Annotated in this window: 19 protein-coding genes; 6 read left to right on the top strand and 13 right to left on the bottom strand. The window is 63.6% G+C overall.

What is annotated here, in order from left to right:
* Positions 1-5 precede the first annotated feature (5 nt).
* The 6 genes from soxX to JQ574_RS12045 all read right to left on the bottom strand — a co-directional run bounded on the left by soxX (position 6) and on the right by JQ574_RS12045 (position 6,353).
* Positions 6-443 carry a sulfur oxidation c-type cytochrome SoxX gene (soxX, locus tag JQ574_RS12070; RefSeq protein WP_249119284.1) on the bottom strand — a complete coding sequence of 146 codons (438 nt, stop codon included), beginning with the start codon at positions 441-443 and terminating at the stop codon, positions 6-8.
* Positions 444-450: 7 nt separating this feature from the next.
* The gene (locus JQ574_RS12065; protein WP_409363395.1) at positions 451-1,725 is read right to left on the bottom strand and encodes an FCSD flavin-binding domain-containing protein; all 1,275 of its coding nucleotides are present in this window, start codon (positions 1,723-1,725) and stop codon (positions 451-453) included.
* 20 nt (positions 1,726-1,745) lie between these two features.
* Positions 1,746-2,042: a c-type cytochrome gene (locus JQ574_RS12060; protein ID WP_212208485.1), complete on the bottom strand. Its 297-nt coding sequence runs from the start codon at positions 2,040-2,042 to the stop codon at positions 1,746-1,748.
* Between the two features lie 56 nt (positions 2,043-2,098).
* Entirely contained in the window at positions 2,099-4,291 is a 2,193-nt protein-coding gene (locus JQ574_RS12055) for a molybdopterin cofactor-binding domain-containing protein (protein WP_212383550.1), read from the bottom strand.
* 8 nt (positions 4,292-4,299) lie between these two features.
* On the bottom strand, positions 4,300-4,752 hold the full coding sequence (locus JQ574_RS12050) for a (2Fe-2S)-binding protein (RefSeq protein WP_212208482.1): 453 nt from the start codon (positions 4,750-4,752) through the stop codon (positions 4,300-4,302).
* Between the two features lie 206 nt (positions 4,753-4,958).
* Positions 4,959-6,353: an MFS transporter gene (locus tag JQ574_RS12045; RefSeq protein WP_212208481.1), complete on the bottom strand. Its 1,395-nt coding sequence runs from the start codon at positions 6,351-6,353 to the stop codon at positions 4,959-4,961.
* Positions 6,354-6,621: 268 nt separating this feature from the next.
* Here JQ574_RS12045 and JQ574_RS12040 point away from each other — a divergent pair, with 268 nt between their 5' ends.
* From JQ574_RS12040 to JQ574_RS12030, 3 genes are read left to right on the top strand one after another with little or no spacing between them, the layout of a single operon-like run.
* Positions 6,622-8,358: an iron ABC transporter permease gene (locus tag JQ574_RS12040; protein WP_212208480.1), complete on the top strand. Its 1,737-nt coding sequence runs from the start codon at positions 6,622-6,624 to the stop codon at positions 8,356-8,358.
* A 21-nt stretch (positions 8,359-8,379) separates the two neighbouring features.
* Positions 8,380-9,411 (top strand): ABC transporter substrate-binding protein, encoded by a 1,032-nt coding sequence (locus JQ574_RS12035; RefSeq protein ID WP_249119283.1) that lies wholly within the window; start codon positions 8,380-8,382, stop codon positions 9,409-9,411.
* A gap of 28 nt (positions 9,412-9,439) precedes the next feature.
* Positions 9,440-10,543: an ABC transporter ATP-binding protein gene (locus tag JQ574_RS12030; protein ID WP_192734850.1), complete on the top strand. Its 1,104-nt coding sequence runs from the start codon at positions 9,440-9,442 to the stop codon at positions 10,541-10,543.
* Between the two features lie 98 nt (positions 10,544-10,641).
* Here JQ574_RS12030 and JQ574_RS12025 read toward each other — a convergent pair whose 3' ends face one another.
* From JQ574_RS12025 to JQ574_RS12000, 6 genes are all read right to left on the bottom strand, one after another.
* Entirely contained in the window at positions 10,642-11,430 is a 789-nt protein-coding gene (locus JQ574_RS12025; protein ID WP_212208479.1) for an ABC transporter ATP-binding protein, read from the bottom strand.
* Positions 11,418-12,473 (bottom strand): dihydrodipicolinate synthase family protein, encoded by a 1,056-nt coding sequence (locus JQ574_RS12020; protein ID WP_212208478.1) that lies wholly within the window; start codon positions 12,471-12,473, stop codon positions 11,418-11,420. Before JQ574_RS12020 ends, JQ574_RS12025 begins: the two co-directional genes overlap by 13 nt.
* Before the next feature lie 8 nt (positions 12,474-12,481).
* Positions 12,482-13,306: a GNAT family N-acetyltransferase gene (locus JQ574_RS12015; RefSeq protein ID WP_212208477.1), complete on the bottom strand. Its 825-nt coding sequence runs from the start codon at positions 13,304-13,306 to the stop codon at positions 12,482-12,484.
* Positions 13,293-14,330, bottom strand: coding sequence for an NAD(P)-dependent oxidoreductase (locus JQ574_RS12010; RefSeq protein ID WP_212208476.1), 1,038 nt, complete (start codon positions 14,328-14,330; stop codon positions 13,293-13,295). Before JQ574_RS12010 ends, JQ574_RS12015 begins: the two co-directional genes overlap by 14 nt.
* A gap of 15 nt (positions 14,331-14,345) precedes the next feature.
* Positions 14,346-15,116 (bottom strand): ABC transporter permease, encoded by a 771-nt coding sequence (locus JQ574_RS12005; RefSeq protein WP_212208475.1) that lies wholly within the window; start codon positions 15,114-15,116, stop codon positions 14,346-14,348.
* A gap of 233 nt (positions 15,117-15,349) precedes the next feature.
* On the bottom strand, positions 15,350-15,997 hold the full coding sequence (locus tag JQ574_RS12000) for a TetR/AcrR family transcriptional regulator (protein ID WP_212208474.1): 648 nt from the start codon (positions 15,995-15,997) through the stop codon (positions 15,350-15,352).
* Between the two features lie 123 nt (positions 15,998-16,120).
* On the opposite strand from JQ574_RS12000, the gene JQ574_RS11995 reads away from it, so the two are divergent.
* Complete coding sequence (locus tag JQ574_RS11995; RefSeq protein ID WP_212208473.1) at positions 16,121-17,125, top strand: ABC transporter substrate-binding protein; 1,005 nt, start codon at positions 16,121-16,123, stop codon at positions 17,123-17,125.
* 170 nt (positions 17,126-17,295) lie between these two features.
* Here JQ574_RS11995 and JQ574_RS11990 read toward each other — a convergent pair whose 3' ends face one another.
* Positions 17,296-17,778: a MarR family winged helix-turn-helix transcriptional regulator gene (locus tag JQ574_RS11990; RefSeq protein ID WP_212208472.1), complete on the bottom strand. Its 483-nt coding sequence runs from the start codon at positions 17,776-17,778 to the stop codon at positions 17,296-17,298.
* Between the two features lie 53 nt (positions 17,779-17,831).
* On the opposite strand from JQ574_RS11990, the gene JQ574_RS11985 reads away from it, so the two are divergent.
* A complete protein-coding gene (locus JQ574_RS11985) occupies positions 17,832-18,260 on the top strand; it encodes a DUF1772 domain-containing protein (RefSeq protein ID WP_212208594.1) in 429 nt (142 codons plus the stop codon).
* A gap of 96 nt (positions 18,261-18,356) precedes the next feature.
* On the top strand, positions 18,357-20,177 hold the full coding sequence (locus JQ574_RS11980; protein ID WP_212208471.1) for an NAD(P)/FAD-dependent oxidoreductase: 1,821 nt from the start codon (positions 18,357-18,359) through the stop codon (positions 20,175-20,177).
* Positions 20,178-20,217: the final 40 nt, after the last annotated feature.

The raw sequence follows: 20,217 nt of genomic DNA, 5'->3' as shown, positions 1-20,217 counted from the left end.
ACTTCCTATTCGCGCAGTGTCACCAGATAAGCCACGATATCTTCGATCTGTTCCGCCGACAGGATCGGCTTGCCGCGCCATGCCGGACCAACACGATGCAGGCCGTCCACGCGATAATAGGACGGCATGATCGTCGCTTCATTGAGGCGGCTCGCGTCCACCAGCCGCAGCCGTAGCTGGCCCTCCGACCAGCGGCTACCGGAACCGGCGAGGTTGGGCGCCAGATCGCCCTGAAATTTCTCTTCCGGAAACGGTCCGTTGTGGCAGAGGATGCAGGTGCTTTGGCGGTTGAGGAGTGTCATCCGCCCGCGCACGGGATCGCCGGGCGCGCCGGTCAGCGACATCGCAATGGCATCGCCGGTCACGGCATAGCCTCGCAGCTCTTGCGCGGCAGCGAGGCCGGGCAAAGCGAGCAGTGCGCCCGCAAGGATCGGACCCGACATGTAAAGCTTAGCCAAAGACTTCCGCCGTGATGGTCGCGAACCAGGATTGCGCATAGTCGGCCTCGCGCGCGCGGAAGTCGCGCGGCACATCCGCCGGGCTGACGCCGCCGGCGCCTTCGACGTCGGCGAACAGCCCGTTTTTCGGCTGGTAGACGCCGGCGACCGAGAAGCCGTAGCCGGGGGCCGCCAGGCTGTAGCAGGTATTGATCAGCTTCGGCGCCTCGGGCGCTCGGCCCGCGATCAGCGTGGCCACCGCGCTCGCGCAAGCCTTGGCCTGGGAATTCGCGGAGAACGCGGATTTCGGCATCGAGCCGGCAATACAGGCATCGCCGATGACGTGGATGTTCGGCGCCGATTTGGATTCGAAGGTGAGGGGATCGATCGCGCACCAGCCGGTATTGTCGGTCGCGCCTGCGATGGTGGCGATGCGGCCGGCGCGCTGCGGCGGAATCACGTTCGCCACCTGCGCGGTGTGGTTGCCGAAATCGGTAATCAGCGTGTTAGTCGCCGGGTCGACAGAGTTCACCTTGCCGCCCTGTGACAGCGACACCCATTCGATCATTCCCGGATAAAGTTCCTTCCAGGCGTTCTGGAAAAGCCGCTGCTTGGAGAAGGTGTCCTTGGCATCGAGGATGATCAGCTTCGAACGTGGCTTCTTGGTTTTCAGATAATGTGCGATCAGGCAGGCGCGTTCGTAAGGTCCCGGCGGGCAGCGGAACGGATTGGCAGGCGCGGCGATAACGACAAGGCCGCCATCGTCCATGGCTTCGAGTTGCTTGCGCAGCAGCAGCGTCTGCTCGCCGGCTTTCCAGGCGTGCGGCATCTTTGCAGCGGCAGCTTCGTCGTAGCCGGGCAGCGCTTCGAAACGCAGATCGACGCCGGGAGACAGCACCAGCCGGTCGTAGGCCAGCGACGTGCCGTCGGCGAGCCCGACGGTCCGCGCCTTGGCATCGACCGCCGTTGCCGCCTGTGCCACCACGGTGACGCCGCCGGCGGCGATCTTGTCATAGCCGAATTGCTGTTCCTCGAGCGAACGCAGTCCCGCGATGACGTTGTTGCTGAACGGGCAGGCGGTGAAGGTCCGGTTCGGCTCGACCAGCGTGACCTGCAGTTTCGGCTCGATCTGTTTCAATGCGCGGGCGCAACTGGCGCCGCCGAAGCCGCCACCGATCACGACGACGCGCGCCGCGGCTTGCGCGAATGCGGGCAGTGGAAACGCCAGCGCCGTCACGGCGGCAGCACCGGCACCAACGAATTCCCGCCGGCTCATGCGATGGTTGATGCCCATGGCTTGCGGCCCCCTTACTTCTGTGCTGCGAGCCACGCCGCAATCGCGCGCAACTCGTCGTCGGAGAAGCCTTTGGCGATGCGGGTCATCACCGTGCCGGGAAGCGAACCGTCGCGGAATCCCGTCATCGCGGTCATGATATCGCCGGCGTCACGGCCGTACAGCCGCGAAATCGGCGAGGCCGCCACGGCTCCTGCGGCGTGACAGCCGGAACAGGCCGCTGCACCAGGCGGAGGGATGGAAGCCGCCAGCAGCGGCGAACTCCACGCCACGGCCGTTGCAATTCCGATGGCAACGCAAAACGTTCTCATCCGCGGATATCCCCGAAGTTGGGGGCGGCGGCCGGTGAAGGCCGCCGCCCGCGTTGTCAAGCGAAGCTGATATCCTGGTCCTTCAGCGGCACCGAGCGGATGCGTTTTCCCGTTGCCGCGAAATACGCATTGAGCACGGCGGGCGCCGCGACGCAGATCGTCGGTTCGCCGACGCCGCCCCAGAAGCCGCCGCTCGGCACGATGACCGACTCCACCTTCGGCATCTCCGCGATCCGCATCGAATTGTAGGTGTCGAAGTTGGACTGCTCGATGCGGCCGTCCTTGACGGTGCAATTGCCGTAGAACAGTGCGGACAGGCCATAAACGAACGAGCCTGCAATCTGGCGCTCGATCTGCGCCGGATTGACGACGTGGCCAGGGTCGGTGGAAGCGATGATACGGTGTACCTTGATCTTGTTGCTGTCCGTCACCGAGATTTCGGCAGCACCCGCGACGTAGCTGCCGTAGCCCATGTGCTGGCAGATGCCGCGGTAGACGCCCTTTGGCGGCGGCTTGTCCCAGCCGACTTTTTCCGCCACCGCATTCAGCACCGCGAGGTGCTTGGGATGCTTCGACATCAACTTACGCCGGAACTCGACCGGATCCTGGCCGACCGAATGCGCCAGCTCGTCGATGAAACACTCGAGATAGATCGCGTTCTGATTGACGTTGACGCCGCGCCAGAAGCCCGGCGGGACGTGGGGGTTGCGCATCGAATGCTCGACCAGCAGGTTCGGAAAACTGTATCCGATCGCCCAATCGCCGGTGGGCGCGAGGCCCTGGAATGCCGCCGTGTCCATGCCGTTGACCAGTGCCGCCGGACGCACGGTGAACAGGATGGATTGGCCGGAGATCCGCACATGCAGCGCCGTCAGATTGTTGTCCTTGTCGAAGGCGCCGGTCAATTTGCATTGGGTGACCGGATGATAGGTGCCGTGCTGCATGTCGTCTTCGCGTGACCACAACAGTTTGATCGGCGTGCCCGGCATCTGCTTGGCGATGGAGACGGCCTGCCGGACATAGTCGGTCATGCCGCGACGGCCGAAGCCGCCGCCGAGGATCAGCTTGTGAACCTCGCATTTGTCGGCAGGCAGGCCGGAGGTTTCCATCACCGCGGCGAATGCCGCTTCGCCGTTCTGCGTTCCGGTCCAGACTTCGCACTTGTCGGGTGTGTAAAGCGCGGTGGCGTTCAACGGCTCCATCGCGGCGTGGTTCTGGTAGGGGTAGTTGTACACCGCCTCGAGCTTCTTGGCGGCGCCGGCGATGGCGGCTTTGGCATCGCCGTTCTGGTTGCCGATGAAAGCGGGCTGCGAATTGTCGAGGCCCTCGGCCAGCCATTTGGCGATCGATTCGCTCGACACCTTGGCGTTCTCGCCTTCATCCCAGACGATCGGCAACGCGTCGAGCGCGGTCTTGGCGTGCCACCAGGTGTCGGCGACGACGGCGACGGTAGAGTCGTTGACCCGCACCACCTTCTTGACGCCCTTCATGCCCATGACCTTGGCTTCGTCATAGCTCTTCAGCTTGCCGCCAAAGACCGGGCATTCCTTCAGCGCGGCGTTCAGCATTCCCGGCAGCTTGACGTCGATGCCATAGATCATCTTGCCGGTGGTCTTGTCGGCGGTATCGAGCCGCAACACGCTCTTACCGGCAATTTTCCAGTCCTTCGGATCCTTCAGCTTGACGTCTGCATCGGCGGGAGGCGACAGCCTGGCCGCGGCTTCCACCACCTTGCCGTAGGTCGTCGTCTTGCCAGACGGCGTGTGTGTAATGGTGCTGTTGGCGGCGGTGCATTCAGAAATCGGCACCTTCCACTCATTGGCTGCGGCCTGGACCAGCATCATGCGCGCGGTGGCGCCGCCCTTGCGGACGTAGTCCTGCGAGGTGCGGATGCCGCGGCTGCCGCCGGTCGAGAAATCGCCCCAGGCGCGCTTGCGTGCGACACTTTGACCCGGTGTCGGATATTCGGTGGTGACCTTCGACCAGTCGCATTCGAGTTCTTCCGCGACGAGCTGGGCGAGGCCGGTGAGCGTGCCCTGTCCCATCTCCGAACGGGCGATGCGGATCACGACGGTGTCGTCGGGGCGGATCACCACCCAGACGTTGACCTCAGGCGATCCATCGGCAGCGCGGACCACGGTGGGGCCACCGAAGGGGATGTCGAGACCGACCGCGAGACCGGCGCCGGCAGCGGCGGTACCGATGACGAAGGCGCGGCGGCTGAGTGCAGGTGTGATGTGCTTGTTCATGACATCCCTCAAGCGTTCGCGGCGGCGTGGATTGCCTCGCGCACCTGTTGGAAGGTGCCGCAGCGGCAAATATTGGTGATGGTCTCGTCGATGTCCTTGTCGGTCGGCTTCGGCTTTTCCTTTAGCAGGGCCGCTACCGCCATGATCATGCCGGTCTGGCAATAGCCGCATTGCGGCACGTCGTTCTTGATCCAGGCCTGCTGCACCTTGTGCAGTGCGCCATCGCTGGTGGCCAGACCTTCGATCGTGGTGATCTGCTTGCCAACGGCTTCGCTGACAGAGATGCCGCAGGAGCGCATCGCGATCCCGTCAATATGGATCGTGCAGGCGCCGCATTGTGCAATGCCGCAACCGTATTTGGTGCCGGTCAGTCCGACATTCTCCCGGATCGCCCACAGCAGCGGGGTATCGTCCTCGACGTCCACATTGATTGATTTTCCGTTGATAGTGAGGTTTGCCATCGCGTTTCCCCTGTTAGCTCAATTCATCAATTGAACCCGGCGCGGACAGTGGACCGCAATTTGGAACAGTTCAAATCAAGAAAATGCGTTTGCGATGCGGGAAGAAAATTGACCAGCCGGGGTTTGGTGGGCGCAGGGCGCCACATGGCCGTCATGTTCGCCAGGTGCGGCTAGGGTTTGCCTGTCTTATAGGCACAGTCCTTCAATCAATCTCGCGATGGAGCCACCGCCAGACGCAGGAAACTCATTACGCACCCGAGCGCGGCAAAGCCGGCGCCGAGTGTCAGTGCAAGCGTCGCGCCATCGTGGCCGCCGAGCGCAAAGCAGAGTGCGGCGAACGCAGCACCCAGCGTTTGTCCGGTGAGCCGTGCGGTCGCGACGATGCTGCTGGCGCTGCCGCTGCGATGCGACGGTGCGCTCGACATCAATGCACGCAAATTTGGAGTTTGAAAGAAACCGAAACCGATCCCGCACACCACCATGCGCCAGACGATGTTGGCGACGCCGGGATCCGCCGGCAGCGTCGCCAGCAACACCATCCCCGCGCATAGCAAGGCGAGGCCGATGCCCCCGAGAATGCCGACGGGATAGCGGTCGGACAGCCGGCCGCCGATCGGCGCCATGATCGCGACCACCAGCGGCCACGGCGTCATGAAGAAACCGGTCTCGACCTGGGTGCGCATCAGCACGTCTTCGAAATAGAACGGCAGCGAGACGAAAGCGATCCCCTGAACCGCAAAGGTACATACCGACGTCGCCGCCGATAGCGCAAACATCGGCCGCCGGAACAAATCGATCGGCAGCATCGGCGCCGGGTGATCCGCCTGCCGCCGCATCATGATCCAGCCGAGGATGATGGCGCCAACCAGTTCGGCCGTTACCAGCACCGGCGGTGCGCTGTGTGCCGCACTTCCGATCCCGATGATGAACAGGCCGAGGCAGCCCGTGGTCAGCGCCGCGCTCGCAAAATCGAATGCGTGCGTCGCACGTGGCGTCGGCGGCAGCGTCTTTAGTCCGATCCACACCGCGATCAGGCCGAAGGGAATGTTGATCGCGAACAGCCACGGCCAGGGGCCAAGCGCTAGAATGCCGGATGCGATCGTCGGTCCAAGAGTGAAGGCGGTGCCGACCACCAGCGCGTTGTGACCAAAACCGCGGCCCAGCATGTGCGTCGGGTAAACATAACGAACCAGCGCCGCATTCACGGCCATGATGCCGCTGGCGCCGAGCCCCTGCAGCGCACGCGCCGCCACGAGACTGGGCAGCGACCACGCTAACGCGCAGCCGATCGAAGCAATCGTGAACAGCAACAGGCCGCCGATATAGATGCGCTGATGGCCGACGATTTCGCCAAGCGCGCCGAGCGGCAGCAGCGTCGCCACCAGCGCGATCTGATAGACATTGACGACCCAGACCACATCGGCCGGGCTGACATGAAGGTCGGCGGCGATGGCGGGCAGCGCGATGTTGGCAATCGCGGTATCGAGCGAGGCCAGCGCCAGCGCGGTGAAGATCGCCGCGACCGCCCAGCGCCGGAGTTCCGGCGGCAAGCCGTCGATACCGGGCGTAGCAGGCGGCTTGGCGGTCGCAACTTCTGACATCGAGATCGGGGTTCTCCACAGCCGGCGCGGGTAACGGCCTTAAGGGGCGTGTACTACGGACGCGAGGTGTTCCACAGGCACGCCGCTGCATGATGCGTATGCGAAGGCCGGCTTCCGCGGCATTTTGAGCGCCGACTTTGTGCTACTTCCCGCCCGCCGCCTGATCGACTAGGCTCGCGGCGCATTGCGGGCGCAAGATCCGAAAACGGACGGTCGCAGGCCAAGGGGAAGCGCTTTGGACGGACAGGGGAACCGGCGCAGCGAGGTCATGCGTAGCGCCAGTGAGGGGATGCGTCGGCGCGTGTGGGCGAACCTGTGGGTTGTGCTCCTGCTGGCTATTCTCGGCTTTCTCGTCATCTATCCAATCCTGATGCTGCTGCTCGGTTCGCTCACCGACACCAACCCGGTGGTCGAGGGCATCAGCCTGCGCCATCTTTCGATCGCGAATTTTCTCGTGGTGCTGGCGAATCCCAATGTCGGGGAGGCGCTGGTCAACACGTTGATCGCCTGCGGCGGCGGCACCGCGATTGCGGTCGTGATCGGGTTGCTGTTCTCCTGGATCGTGGTTCGCACCAATACGCCGTTCAAGGGCTTTATCGCCGCCGCCAGCATCCTGCCGCTGTTTGCGCCGCCGCTGGTCGCAGGCGTGGCATGGGCGATCCTCGGTTCGCCCAAGACCGGCCTGATCAACACCATGTTCAAATGGATCGGTCTCGACTGGCGCGTCGATTTCTATTCGCTGTGGGGCCTGGTGTTCGTGTTCGGCATCTATTACGCGCCTTACGTCTACATGTTCACTTCCTCGGCGCTGCGTAACATGGACCCGAGCCTGGAGGAGGCCGCCGAGATTTCCGGCGCCAGCGCGTTCGCGACATTGTTCTCGGTGACTTTCCCGCTGATCATGCCGGCGATCATCTCAGGCATGCTGCTGTCGTTCATCGTGATGCTCGGCATCTACGGCATTCCGGCGGTGCTGGGGTCGTCGACCAATCTGGCGCTATTGACGACTTATATCTTCAAGCTCACCAACTGGTCGCCGCCGCTCTACAACACGGCCGCAGCGGTTGCGATCATCCTGATGGTCGTCACCGGCGCGCTGGTGTTTTTGCAAAACAGGGTGCTCAGCGGCCGCAGCTACACGACGGTGGCCGGCAAGGCGTTCCGCCCGCGCAGCCTCGATCTCGGGCGCTGGCGCTGGTTCACGTTCGCCATCGGTATCGTCTATCTGCTGATCGTGGTGGTGCTGCCGCTGCTCGCATTGATCGTGGCGGCGTTCCGCAAGTTCATGTTCATCCGCGACGTCAGTAGCCTGTTCGACATGCGCCAATACTCGATGGTGCATTTCAACAGCATCTTCGACAATCCGCTGACGCTGCGGTCGATCTACAACGCGGTCGAGGTCGGTGTGATCACGGCCGTGGTCGGCGGCGCGCTGGCGTTTGCGATCGGCTACACCATTCATCGCACGCAGCTGACGGGCCGGCGATGGATCGATCTGATCTCGACCGTGCCGGTCGCGATTCCCGGCCTCGTGGTCGGCGTCGCTTATTTATGGGCATGGATCGGCATACCCGGCGGGCTGTACGGCACGATCTGGATCCTGGCGCTGGCGTTCATCGCGCGCTTCATGCCGGACACCGTCAAGGCGTTGTCGACCTCGTTCATGCAAATCCATCGCGAGCTGGAAGAGGCCGCCTGGGTCTGCGGCAGGGGCATGTTCGCCACCATACGGACCATCGTGCTGCCGCTGGCGCGGCCCGGCGTGATCGCGTCGATGACGCTGTTGTTCGTGCTGGCGATCCGCGAACTCGGCTCGTCGCTGTTTCTCTACACCAGCAACACCATGGTGATGTCGGTGCTGCTGCTCGACTATTACGAGGGCGGAAATCTCGGCAAGACCGCCGCGTTCAGCCTGGTCCAAACGGTACTGCTCGGCGTTCTCATCGGCGGCGCTAACTGGCTGTCGCGCGAGGCGACGCAGAGCGGCGTTGCCCGCACCGGATAGAAAACTTGAGGGAGGATTGCTATGAATAGACGGATCTTCACCAAAATGGCGCTGGCTGGCGTCGCCGGTCTCGGCATCCTGTGGGGCGCACCATCGCAGGCGCAGGAGTTCGGTTCGCCCGAACTGATAGCGGCGGCGAAGAAGGAGGGGAAACTGGTGTTCTACACGGCGAATTTCGCCGAGGTCGAGCAGCAGGTGATCAAGGAGTTCCAGAAGCGTTACCCCGAGATCAAGGTCGAGATGGTGCGCGCGCCGGGCGGCCAGCTCATCACCCGCGTCAAGACCGAGGCCGCTGCCGGCAAGCTGATCGCCGACGTGGTCGATCATTCCGATCGCGCGCTGATGCAGCCTTTGGCCGACCTGTTCCAGGACTACGCGCCGCCGAATGCCGCGGATTACAATCCCGATTCCCTGATTTCTCCCAAACTGTGGCCGCGCGTGACCCTGGTCTGGTCGATCGCCTACAACACCGAACTCGTCAAGAATCCGCCTAAGTCGTGGATGGATCTGACCAAGGCGGAATACGCCAAGCAGACCGGGCAGGTGTTCGCCCGGTCCGGCGGCACCACCTGGACCCGCGTGATGTTCGAGCGCCAGGTGCTGGGCGAGGACTATTGGGCCAAGCAGGCGGCGACCCGTCCGATCCTTTATCCGTCGGGTGCGCCGATGTCGGACTCGCTGGTGCGCGGCGAAGTCGCTATGGGTCCGCTGCTCTACAATGCGATCTATCCGAAGCAGAAGGACGGCGCGCCGATCAAGATTTTCTTCCCGCCCGAAGGCGCCCCGGTCAATCCTTACGCCACGGGAATTCCAAAGACCGCCGCCAATCCCAATGCCGCGAAGCTGTTCCTGAACTGGTGCCTGTCGAAGGAGGGGCAAACCTTCATGATCAAGGAGCTCGGCAATCTGACCTCGCTCAAGGTGGCGCCGGTCTACCCCGAGGGTTTCGATCCCAAGGTGGTCAAGGTCTGGTTCCCGAAATTCGACGAATACGTCAAGCTGCACGAGCCATGGGTGGCGGAATGGGACAAGACCTACGGTCACCGGCAGTGAGCGATCTACGCATGACGCGGGCTTCTTCATGACGGCGACTCTTGAGGTAACTGACCTGCGCAAGCAGTTTGCGGTCGGCCGCCCGGCGATCGATGGCGTCAGCTTCGCCGTGCCGGCCGGCGAGATCGTAGTGCTGCTGGGACCGTCCGGCTGCGGCAAGACCACGACGCTGCGATGCGTGGCGGGGCTGGAACATCCAACCGACGGCGAGATCAGTATCGCCGGCCGGATCGTGTCGGCACCCGCCAGCGGCATCCTCGTGCCGCCGCGCCTGCGCGAACTCGGTATGGTGTTTCAGTCCTACGCCGTGTGGCCGCATATGACGGTGCGGCAGAACGTGGTCTATCCGCTCAAGCATCGGAAAATCTCGCGCGCCGACGCCCGCCGCAAGGTCGATGAAGCGCTCGAGCTGGTCGGCCTGTCGGAATATGCCGAGCGTCCGGTGGTCGCACTGTCCGGCGGCCAGATGCAGCGCGTCGCCTTGGCGCGCAGCATCGTCTACCGGCCGCAATTGCTGCTGCTTGACGAGCCGTTGTCGAATCTCGACGCCAAGCTGCGGTTACGTTTGCGCGACGATCTGCGCGTCATCCTCAAGCAGACCGGCATGACGGCGCTCTATGTCACCCATGACCAGGCCGAAGCCGTGGTGCTCGGCGACCGCATCGGCGTGATGCGCGACGGCAAATTGCTGCAGATGGATACGCCGGACGCGATCTATAACCGGCCGGCGGATCTGTTCGTCGCCAATTTCACCGGCGCCACCAACGAACTTCCGGGCACGCTGGTGTCGCGCAACGGCGAATTTGGCACGGTCGATTTCGGCGACGGTCGCCGCGGCGAGGTGGCGTTGCTGCATTCGCTGGGTCCGGACGAGAAGGTACGCATCGCGTTGCGGCCGGAGAACATCACCATCGGCCAGCACAACGGCGCCAATACTTTTCCCGCCCGCGTGCTCGATCGCCGCTACCAGGGCACGCAAACCGCCTATGGCATCGAACTGTTTGGCCGCCGGCTGGAAGTGGTCGAACTCGGCACCGCCGCCCGGCACCAGGTCGGCACCGAGACCCCGGTGTCGCTGCCGCGCGAAAGCTGCTGGGCCTATCGCGACACCGGGCCGGTGTCGTATGAATAGCGGGATCCGTCGTTGCGAGCGAAGCGAACCAATCCATTGTCACCTCGCGTGCCGAAGGATGGATTCCTTCGCTTCGCTCGCAATGACGCGGATAGATTCTACCCGCTCGGCCCCATCCCCAAACTCCCGTAAATCCGCCTTGCATAGGCGCCGAACTCGTCCGTGGTCTTGATCGGCAGATCGCGCGGAAACGGTAGGTCAATCGCAAAGTACTCCGCCATCCGCGCCGGGCCCGCGGTGAGCACCGCGCAATGCGAGGCGAGGAACACGGCTTCCTGGATGCTGTGGGTGACGAAGATGATGGTCTTGCCGCTCTCGCGCCAGATCCGCAGCATTTCCAGATTCATCTGTTCGCGCGTCAGCGCGTCCAGCGCACCGAATGGCTCGTCCATCAGGATCAGTTTGGGATCGTGGATGAAGGCGCGCGCGATCGCAGTGCGCTGCTGCATGCCGCCGGAGAGTTGCTGCGGATATTTGTCCTCGTAGCCGCCAAGGCCCACGAGATTGAGCAGATCGCGGGCGCGGGCGCGGGCGGCCTTCATCGGCAGCCCGACGATTTCGGCCGGCAGCAGCACGTTGTCGAGAATAGTGCGCCACTTCAGCAGCAACGCCTGCTGGAATACCATGCCGATATCGCGCGCGGGGTCGAACGGCGTCTTGGTATTGCCAATCTTGATGGTGCCGCCGTCGGCCTCGTGCAACCCGGCCAGAATTTTCAGCACCGTGGTCTTGCCGCAGCCGGATGGTCCGACGAGCGAGACCAGCTCGCCCTCGCTGACGTCCATGGTGACGTCGGAGACAGCCAGAAACTCCGTGCCCTTCGACCGGTAAACCTTGCGGACGTTGCGCAGGCTGATAAAGGGCTCTTCCGCCGTCATGCCAGCCATTTCTGCAAGTTGTCGGCGACGAAGGCGTCGTCGGAAAGATCGGCGTGCTCGCGGCAGACCCGGTCGATCTCCTGCATCTGGCCAGGGCTCAGCCCGTCGGCCGGATCGAGGCACCATAGCCCCTGCATCAGTCCCTGCCGACGCAGGATTTCGTGACAGCCGGCGATGCAGCCATGGAAATTGTTGGCGACATCGAAGAAGGCGCTGTTGCAATCGGTCACTCGGGCATCAAGTGCCAATAGGTCCGCCGGCACGGTGTCCTTGTAGCGCGCCGCCTTGCACACCTCGAACTGCTTGATCGCGGCCGCCGTCCACACCGACCAATGGCCGAGCAGGCCGCCCTTGAAGTAAGTGCGGGTGGTAACGCCGTTGTCGCGCAGGTCGAACGGCAGCATCAGATCGAGCAGGATGTGGTCGTCATTGCCGGTATAGAGCGCGACGCGGTCGAGCGCACCGGCGGCGGCGACGCCGCGCAGCACGTCGAGGGTGCGGTAGCGGTTGAACGGCGCGATCTTGATCGCGATGACGTTGTCGATCGCTGCAAAGCGCCGCCAGAAGTTTGCCGTGAGAATGACGCCGCCGACCGCGGGCTGCAGGTAGAATCCGACCAGCGGAATCTCGCGCGCCACCGCCTCGCAATGTGCGATGATCTCGTCTTCTGAGGCCGATTTCATCGCGGCAAGGCTGAGCAGGCCGGCATGGTAGCCGATGCCGCGCGCAATCTGTGCTTCCGCAACGGCTTGCTGCGTCGGACCGGCGAGGCCCGCGACCATTGCCAGCGGCCGCTTGGTCCAGTCGGCCGTGGTCTGCGCCGCCAGCTCCAGCACGGGCTTGTAGAGTCCGACATCGCGGATCGCGAACTGCGTGGTATGCACGCCCACCGCAAGGCCACCGGCGCCGGCATCGATATAGTAGCGCGACAGCGCGCGCTGGTGCCTGGTGTCGAGCGTGCGGTTGGCATCGAGCGCCAGCGGATGCGCGGGGATCACCGTGCCGTCGGCGATCAGTTGTCGTACCTCGGATTTGATTTCGCTGTGGTGCATGAAAATCCCTATCCAAATTCCGGGCCGGCGACCGCGAACGGCAATTCCCCGGCCAGCATGGTGGCGCGGCCGAACCGCATGCGCTGGAACGGCCGCTCGATGGTCCAGCCGTTGTCGGTGAGGCCGCGCAGGAACTCTTCCTGCGAATGCACGGCGTCAAGCAGCCACGGGCCTTGCTCTGACCGTACGATGGCATCGACCAGCGTCAGCGCGCTTTCGCCAGCGTCGGCAAAGACAGGGCCGACATGGCGGGCAGCGCGGCCGTCCCGGACCAGCGCAACGGCGTTGCCTGATGATACCATGCGGGAACCGGCGCGGCCGCCGAACTCGGTCAGGAGAGCGCGGCGGTCAAACCCCATGGCGCTGACATCGCGCGCGATGAAATCGGCGACGCTGCAATTCGATAGCGATTGCGCGGCGCTCACGCCTTTCGGGGCTTCCAGCCGCAGCCGCCGCAATTGCAGCGTCGGTGTGAAGCCGAGCGGGCCATAGACGTTGGCTCCATCGGGCGTCGCGTCGAGCCAGGTGGTGAGGCCGCGCTTTGTCGCTATCTTGAGGCAGGCGTCGACCAGCCGGGTCGCGACACCGCGGCGGCGCCAACTCGCGGTCACCAGCACCATGCTGATCCAGGCGTTTGCGGCGGAGTAGGGCAATAGCGCCGCGGTCGCGACCAGTTGCTTGCCGTCACGCACCCCGAACACGGTTCCCTTGCTCAGGAAAAACCGCCAGTCGGCCTCGTTCTGGTTCCAGTGCGCTTCGGTCGACAACAGCAATCCAGCCGGCGCATCGCCGACGCCGAGTTCGACGAGCTCGATGTGCTCAGTACCGGCCATCGCGCACCTCATATTTGGTGGGCTTGCCGAGGCTCGGCATCGACCGCGACACCCAGTCGGCGGTCCAGCGGATCAACTGATCGGTATCGACAACAGGCAGGCCGAACAAGCTTACGGCTTGCGACGTATTGGTCAGCCACGCCGTCGGCTCTTCCTTGCCGATGATGACAGGCGCAATTCCAAACCGTTGGCCGAATCTGGCGGCGAGATCGCGCACCGCGAGAATTTCGTGGCCGCTGACATTGATCGGCGAGGTCGGCGTGTCGCAATGTGCGAGGCAGCGCAGCGCCTGCGAGGACGCATCGCCCTGCCAGATGAAATTGACATGGCCGAGGCTGACGTCGATCGGCTTGCCCTGCAAGACCTTGCTCGCGATGTCGTGCAGCACGCCGTAGCGCATGTCGATCGCGTAGTTCAGCCGGAAAAGCCGGCCCGGCGTGGAATGCTTGCGCGAGAAATACTCGAACATGCGCTCGCGCCCGACACAGGATTGCGCGTATTCGCCGGGCGGATTGGGTGCAAGGTCCTCGTCGGCGCCCTTGCCGTTCACGGGCACGAAGGGATAGACGCAGCCGGTCGAGAACGCCACGATCCGCGAACCGGCAAAGGCCTGAGCCACCAGTGCCGGGACGTGCGAATTCATCGCCCAGGTCAGCGACAGATCGCCCTCGGCGCCGAACTTGCGGCCAGCCATGAAGATGATGTTTTGAATTCTCGGCAGCGCCTTGATCGCGGCTTCGTCGAGCAGGTCGCAATTGATGGTCTCGACGCCACGGGCCTGCAGCCAGTCCTTGACGTCAGGCTCGCTGAAGCGTGCGACGCCGATAACCCGGCGGTCAGGTGTGGCGGCCTTAGCAAGCCCCGCCAGCGTCGGCCCCATCTTGCCGGCAACGCCCAGGATCATGATGTCGCCATCGACCTTGCGCAGGTCGTCGATCAGCGCCTGGCTCGGCAGGCACAGCAGTTCATCGAGGGCGGCGATATCCGGGATCGTCTCCGGCAATTGGTCGCGTGTCAGCAGCATGCCTGTTCCCTTGTATTATTGCAGCCTGACGTCACGGACCACGAACAGCCGCTCGAGGCCGAGCACCAGGCCGTACAACGCCACGCCGAGCAGGGTCAGAAGAATGACGGCCATCACCATCGCCGGCGTATCGAGCGAGGCCTGCACCTGGATCATGAGATAGCCGAGCCCGCGCTCGGAGGCGATGAACTCGCCGACGATGGCGCCCGCGACCGCCAGAATGGCGCCGACCTTCATGCCTGAGAATACGTAAGGCAGCGCGCCCGGCAGCTGGATCTTCCGGAACAGCGTCCAGCGCGAGCCGCGCAGCGATTTCACCAGGTCCAGCAGATCAGGCTCGACCTCGCTCAGCCCCCGCGCGGTCGTCAGCAGGATCGGGAAGAAGCAGATCGAGAACGCGATCAGGATGTTCGGAAAGATGCCGTAGGAGAACCAGACGATGAACAGCGGTCCCAGCGCCACTTTCGGAATCATGTTCAGCGTGACGAACAGCGGCAGCAGCAGCAGGCTGATCAGCGGCGACCAGGTGAACATGACCGCCAGCATGACGCCGACCAGCGCGCCGAGGCAGAAGCCGCCGAGGATTTCGGCGCCCGTCACCCAGAGGTTCGAGAGCCAGGCGTACTTGGCCGACGTCAGGGTCGAGAGCGCGGCCAGCGGCGAGGGCAGGATGAATTTCGGCACCTGGAAGGCGTCGACCAGCACCTGCCAGAGCACGATCACGGCAAGATGCGCGATCAGGATGATCGCCACCGTCCTCGCCGATCGCCCTGCATCGCCAGACACCGCGTACTCCTTGTTGAGGCGCGTCCGGTTCCCGGGCGCGCGGTGGCAGTCTATCGCGGGGCGTCCCAGGTTTCAACCAGTTGGTTGATTAGGGAAGCTCTCCGCCGTCGTCCCGGGCTTGACCCGGGACCCATACTCCGCGGCCTATCGGTGAGGGCGCGAACGTTAGATACCGTTCGTAAAATAACCGCCGCGGCGTATGGGTCCCGGCTCAAGGCCGGGACGACAGACCATCACGGCCGCAGCGACTGCATCACCAAATCGACCACGTGCTTCCGGCGGGCGCGCCTTGCCGTCGGGCTCGACAGGTCCTTGCCGAAGATTGCCGACAAAGTGGGCGTGTTCGAAAAGTAGAAATAGCTCAGCCCGGCGATCGAGATGTAGAGATGCACCGGATTGATTCCCTTGCGGAACACGCCGGCGCGGACACCTTCGCTCAGGATGGCCGAGACCATGCTGACCAGCGGCGAATGCATTGCCTCGAGCTTGCGGGAGCCACGCACATGGCGGGCGCCGCCGCGGTTTTCGTCGTTGAGCAGCACGATGAAATCGGGATGGGCGGCGAGGTGGTCGAAGGAGGCCTCGATCAGCCGCTTGATGGCCTGCTGCGGCGGCAGGCCTTCGAGGTTGAGCTTGCGTTCCTGGGCGCGGATTTCCTCATAGACCCACTCCAGCACCGCCAGATACAGCGCGTCCTTGTCGCCGAAGTAATGATAGACCAGCTGCTTGTTGACGCCGGCGCGCGCCGCGATCTCGTCGACCCGGGCACCGGCGAGGCCACTATCGGCAAATTCACGGCGTGCCGCCGTCAAAAGCTTCTCCCGCGTCGCGGCCGGATCGCGCCGCTTTGGCCTGGTGCTATCAGCTCGTCTTATAGGCATTTCCAACCAAACAGTTGACAATTCGTCTCGTCCTTGTTGCATTGGTAGCGTCACGGGCGTGCAACGACAAGGCCGGCCTTGCGATCGACATCGATGACCGGTTTGCAAACCAGGAGAGATGCCATGAAGGGTTTGAGGATTGCGTCACTGGCGCTTGCGCTTGCGGTCCAGGCGGCTCCCTCTCATGCCGGCGAGGCCGTCAACCTGATCCTGAACTGGGCGCCGACCGCGGATCATTCGCCGTTCTATTACGCCAAGGCGCAGGGCTGGTACGAGAAAGCCGGCATCGATCTCACAATCGAGACCGGCAAGGGTTCCGGCGTCTCGTCGCTGAAGGTCGGCTCCGGCGGTTCACCGTTCGGCATCGCCGATCTCGCGACCATGCTGGTGGCGAAGAGCAAGGGCGCCGACGTCGTGGCGCTGATGAGCATCTACGCCAACACCGGGCAGACGTTCTATTGGCTGAAGAGCTATGGCGTGAACAGCGCCAAGGACTTTCCGGGCCACAAGATCGGCAATCCACCCGGCGACGCTTCGCGGGTGATGTGGCCGGCGTTCGCCAAGGCCGCCGGTATCGCGCCCGACGCGGTCAGTTTCGTCAATGTCGGGCCGACCGCCAAGATCGCGGCGCTGAAGAGCCATACGGTCGATATCATCAGCGATTTTTACAACGAACACGATCTCAAGGTGATCGAGTTCGGTGCCGACCTCGGCTACGTCAATTGGAAGGATATCGGGCTCAACCCGTACGGCAACTCGCTGATCGTCAACGGCGCCTACCTGGAAAAGAATCCAAAGATCGCCGACGCGTTCGTCAAGGTCAGCCAGAGGGCGTTCGCCGCCTGCGTCGCCGACGTCGCGCCCTGCCTGAAGGCGCTGCTCGAGGCCGCCTCAGGGCTCGACAAGGAGAACCAGGAGCGCCAGTGGGAGCGCATCAAGTTCCTGATGACGGACGATTTCACCACCACCAAGGCGCTGGGCTGGATCGACGCCGAGCGGATGAAGAAGGACTATGAACTGGTGCAGACTTATCTCGGCATGGAAAAGCCGTTCGAGGTCGGCACCGCGTTTTCGACTAAGATGCTCGACACGAGCATCAAGATGGATGCGAGCAAGGTGAAGAAGTGACGCGCAGCGTCATTCCGGAGTGATATCTCTCCCTCGTCATGGCCGGGCAAAAGCGCGAAGCGCATCTTCGCACCAGATGACCCGGCCATCGACGCCTTGCTTCCTTTAGTGCAGAAAAGACGTGGATGCCCGGGACAAGCCCGGGCATGACGGAGATCGCGGCCGAGAATTCAACCGCGCTCACTAGCGTCATCATTCAGCCCTGCCTCCAGCCGCTCGCACAACTCCGCAACCACCTTCTGCGTGGTCGCAAGATCCTTCAGGCGGACGCCGTCGGCGAGCGCGTTCACCCACGGCACCTGAAGTTTTGTCGCAGCCTCAAACGCTTCCTTCCCCCGATTGGTCAGCACGACCAGATGCGCCCGCCGGTGATGCGGGTTGGGCTGCAGCTCGAGCAGGCCTTCATCCCGCATTTCGTTGACGATGCGCTGAACGCCCTGACGGTTGAGTCCCATGTTGCGCGCCAGCCACGCCACAGGCTGCGGCCGCTCCGCCAGCGCAATGGCGCCCAGCACCTGCCAGCGCGCGCTGGTGAGCTCGAGGCCGGCGACCAACCGGTCGCCGGCCAGCAGCAGCCGGCCGTTGAGCCGGAATATGGCAAGGATCAGCCCGGTCAGGGCCTGTCCGGCTGGCGTATGTGGCTTGCTTCTCATTGGCAATGAGTATACGAAATGACAATATATTGTCAATATGGGGGTGCGTCATGATGCTGATCGGACAACTGGCCACCGTCGTCGCCGCCGCCTTCGCCGGCGCGGCCTTCTTCATCAATTTCGCCGAACAGCCAGCGCGTCTGCTGCTCGATGACAGGAGTCTGCTGACGCAATGGAAACCCAGCTATGCGCGCGGCTTTGCGATGCAGGCGAGCTGCGCGGTGATATCGGGAATTTTGGGATTGACCGCGGCGTGGCAGACCGGCGATTGGCGCTGGACCGTCGGCGCCATTCTCATACTGGCCAACTGGCCCTACACCATGTTCGGCATCATGCCGACCAACCGCAGGCTTAACGCTATCGCCAACGCGGATGCCGGTCCGGAATCGCGCCGCCTGATCGTGCATTGGGGAGGGCTGCATACCGTGAGAACCGCGCTCGGCTTCGCGGCGACTGCAGCCTATCTCTGGGCGCAGCACTGACGGCTTGGTGATCGCCTGGTTGATCTTTTCGCCGTGCGGACGCTTACTGCGTGTCGGCTACGGGGTATATCGGCAGCAGATCAGAGGCAATTTCGGATGACGGTCACGGACGAACCGCAAAACCAGCGCAGCCGCGCTTTCGACAAGGAGCAACTGCGGGCGAAGTATATGGAGGAGCGCAACAAGCGGCTCCGCGCCGACGGCAACGACCAGTACATCGAGGTCAAGGGACAGCTCGCGCATTATCTGGACGATCCCTATACGCCCGTCACCCCGCGCGATCCCAGGACCGACCACGTCACCTTCGCCTTCATCGGCGGCGGCTTTGCGGGCCTTGCCACCGCCGCGCGGCTGACGGAAGCCGGAGTTAAAGACGTTCGCATCATCGAGAAGGGCGGCGATTTCGGCGGCACCTGGTACTGGAACCGCTATCCCGGCGCGCAATGCGATACGGCCTCGATGGTTTATATGCCCCTGCTCGAAGAAACCGGGCACATGCCGTCGGAGAAATACGCGCACGCGCCGGAAATTCTCGCGCATTGCCGGCGCATCGGAAAGCAATACGGCCTCTACGACAACGCGTTGTTCCATACAGAGGTCACCGATCTGACATGGGATGAAGCGCATTCGCGCTGGATCGTCACCACCAACCGGGGTGATGCCTTCACGGCGCAGTTCGTCGGCATGGGCACGGGCCCGCTGCACGTGCCGAAACTCCCGGGCATTGCGGGCATCGAGGCCTTCAAGGGGCATTCGTTCCACACCAGCCGCTGGGATTACGATTACACCGGCGGCGATCCCTCGGGCGCGCCCATGGACAAGCTCGCCGACAAGCGCGTCGGCATCATCGGAACCGGCGCCACCTCCGTGCAGTGCGTGCCGCATCTCGCGCGCGCGGCCAGGGAACTCTACGTTTTCCAGCGCACGCCGTCCTCCGTCGACGTCCGCGCCAACGCGCCGATCGACCCGGAGTGGTTCTCGGGGATCGCCACGCCCGGATGGCAGCAGCGCTGGCTCGAGAACTTTACGGCGAACCAGGCCGGCGGCAATGCCGAGGAAGATCTGGTTCAGGACGGCTGGACCGATCTGTCGCGGCGGATCCGGGCGAAGATCATGCAGCTGCCGCGCGAGCAGCGCATCCCCAAAAACATGCTGGCGGCGTTTGAGGATTCCGACTTCGAAAAGATGGAGGAGATCCGATCGCGGATCGACACCATCGTTGATGACCGCGAGACCGCGGCAAAGCTCAAGGCCTGGTACCGCCAGCTCTGCAAGCGGCCATGCTTCCACGATTCCTATCTGCAGGCGTTCAACACGCCGGGCACGCACCTGGTCGATACCGACGGCAAAGGCGTCGAGAAGATTACTGAGAAAGGCGTGGTCGTCGCGGGCAGGGAATACCAGCTCGACTGCATTATTTACGCCTCGGGCTTCGAGGTCGGGACCGAATACAAGCGGCGGTCCGGCTTCGACATGGCGGGCCGGGGCGACGTCAAGCTGTCGGAGCATTGGGCCGAGGGGATGCGATCCAAGCACGGGATCCACGTCCACGGTTTTCCGAACGCCTTCTTCGTGCAGCCGACGCAGGGCGCCAACCTGATCTCCAACGTGCCGCACAACCTGACCGAAGCCGCAAAGACCATCGCGGTCATGGTCACACACGCGCAGCAGAACGGCTTCAGGCAGATCGAAGTTACCAGGGAAGCCGAGGACAAATGGGTCGAGCTGCTGTTGACCGGCGCCGGGCGGATGATCGGCGCACCGGACTGCACCCCCGGCTATTACAACAATGAGGGGCGCGAACCCGGTCCGGCGGCCAAGCTGAATGTCGGCCATCCCGCAGGCCCGCTGGCCTATTTCAAATATATCGACACGTGGCGCAGCAGCGGTGATTTCGAAGGGTTGGAGTTCCGATGAAGCAGTTCCCGGATTCTTTTTACGACGCGAGGGAGTGAAC

The organism is Bradyrhizobium sp. AUGA SZCCT0158, from assembly GCF_018130065.1.
Lineage (GTDB): Bacteria > Pseudomonadota > Alphaproteobacteria > Rhizobiales > Xanthobacteraceae > Bradyrhizobium.
Note: the sequence above shows the minus strand (reverse complement) of the source record. Positions and strands in the feature narration are given on the sequence as shown.

Bases quoted from the DNA above. Each gene is read 5' to 3' on its own strand.
- soxX (WP_249119284.1), bottom strand. From the start codon at position 443: ATGTCGGGTCCGATCCTTGCGGGCGCACTGCTCGCTTTGCCCGGCCTC.
- JQ574_RS12060 (WP_212208485.1), bottom strand. From the start codon at position 2,042: ATGAGAACGTTTTGCGTTGCCATCGGAATTGCAACGGCCGTGGCGTGG.
- JQ574_RS12055 (WP_212383550.1), bottom strand. From the start codon at position 4,291: ATGAACAAGCACATCACACCTGCACTCAGCCGCCGCGCCTTCGTCATC.
- JQ574_RS12050 (WP_212208482.1), bottom strand. From the start codon at position 4,752: ATGGCAAACCTCACTATCAACGGAAAATCAATCAATGTGGACGTCGAG.
- JQ574_RS12045 (WP_212208481.1), bottom strand. From the start codon at position 6,353: ATGTCAGAAGTTGCGACCGCCAAGCCGCCTGCTACGCCCGGTATCGAC.
- JQ574_RS12040 (WP_212208480.1), top strand. From the start codon at position 6,622: ATGCGTAGCGCCAGTGAGGGGATGCGTCGGCGCGTGTGGGCGAACCTG.
- JQ574_RS12035 (WP_249119283.1), top strand. From the start codon at position 8,380: ATGAATAGACGGATCTTCACCAAAATGGCGCTGGCTGGCGTCGCCGGT.
- JQ574_RS12030 (WP_192734850.1), top strand. From the start codon at position 9,440: ATGACGGCGACTCTTGAGGTAACTGACCTGCGCAAGCAGTTTGCGGTC.
- JQ574_RS12025 (WP_212208479.1), bottom strand. From the start codon at position 11,430: ATGGCTGGCATGACGGCGGAAGAGCCCTTTATCAGCCTGCGCAACGTC.
- JQ574_RS12020 (WP_212208478.1), bottom strand. From the start codon at position 12,473: ATGCACCACAGCGAAATCAAATCCGAGGTACGACAACTGATCGCCGAC.
- JQ574_RS12015 (WP_212208477.1), bottom strand. From the start codon at position 13,306: ATGGCCGGTACTGAGCACATCGAGCTCGTCGAACTCGGCGTCGGCGAT.
- JQ574_RS12010 (WP_212208476.1), bottom strand. From the start codon at position 14,330: ATGCTGCTGACACGCGACCAATTGCCGGAGACGATCCCGGATATCGCC.
- JQ574_RS12000 (WP_212208474.1), bottom strand. From the start codon at position 15,997: ATGCCTATAAGACGAGCTGATAGCACCAGGCCAAAGCGGCGCGATCCG.
- JQ574_RS11995 (WP_212208473.1), top strand. From the start codon at position 16,121: ATGAAGGGTTTGAGGATTGCGTCACTGGCGCTTGCGCTTGCGGTCCAG.
- JQ574_RS11990 (WP_212208472.1), bottom strand. From the start codon at position 17,778: ATGAGAAGCAAGCCACATACGCCAGCCGGACAGGCCCTGACCGGGCTG.
- JQ574_RS11985 (WP_212208594.1), top strand. From the start codon at position 17,832: ATGCTGATCGGACAACTGGCCACCGTCGTCGCCGCCGCCTTCGCCGGC.
- JQ574_RS11980 (WP_212208471.1), top strand. From the start codon at position 18,357: ATGACGGTCACGGACGAACCGCAAAACCAGCGCAGCCGCGCTTTCGAC.